Source organism: Methylophaga sp. UBA4204, assembly GCF_002379485.1.
Classification (GTDB): domain Bacteria; phylum Pseudomonadota; class Gammaproteobacteria; order Nitrosococcales; family Methylophagaceae; genus Methylophaga.
The window spans coordinates 964-1,712 of the sequence record NZ_DFTU01000001.1 but is presented as its reverse complement, the minus strand read 5'-3'; the positions used below and the strand labels follow the sequence as shown (position 1 = coordinate 1,712).

The 749-nt window shown below is 48.1% G+C and carries 1 protein-coding gene; it reads right to left on the bottom strand.

Features of this window, described 5'->3' with window-relative positions; translation table 11 throughout:
* A partial coding sequence (locus tag B3182_RS00015) for an efflux RND transporter permease subunit (RefSeq protein ID WP_292751061.1) occupies positions 1–749 on the bottom strand: 749 nt, incomplete at both ends.

Genomic DNA, 749 nt, shown 5'->3' with positions numbered 1-749 from the left:
AACTGAATGGTAGTTTCAAACATAACCAGTGGCGCAGGATCAGTTGCCGTATCCGCACGTCCGGCTTTGCCATAGACGGTTTTTACCTCCGGCACGCTTTTGATCATTCGATTAGTCTGCTGTAACAATTCGGCTACTTTACCGGCAGATAGACTGGGTAAAGCACTGGGCATGTAAAGCAGATCCCCTTCGTCCAGAGGCGGCATAAACTCACTGCCGATATGTTGTAAAGGCCATAAACTTGTCAGTAACAATGCGCTGGCGACCACTAAGGTCATCTTTGGAAACTTCAGTACGCCTGCCAATACAGGTCGATATAAAGCAATTAAAAAGCGGTTCAACGGATTCGCTTTTTCTGCGGGAATTTTGCCCCGAATGAGGTAGCCCATTAGGACCGGAATAAGTGTTACAGCAAGACCCGCTGCTGCAGCCATCGCATAAGTCTTAGTAAATGCCAGCGGTGAAAACAGTCGGCCTTCCTGAGCTTCTAAGGTGAAAATAGGGATAAAAGACAACGTAATAATCAGCAAAGAAAAGAATAGCGCGGGGCCCACCTCGACGGCAGAATCACCAATCACCTTCCAGCGACTTTCACCTTCAAGCTTTAACCCGGGATGTTTTTCATGCCATCGTTCTAAATGTTTGTGAGCATTTTCGATCATCACCACCGCTGCATCGACCATGGCGCCAACAGCAATCGCAATACCACCTAGGGACATGATATTCGCGTTGATCCCCTGCCAGTGCAT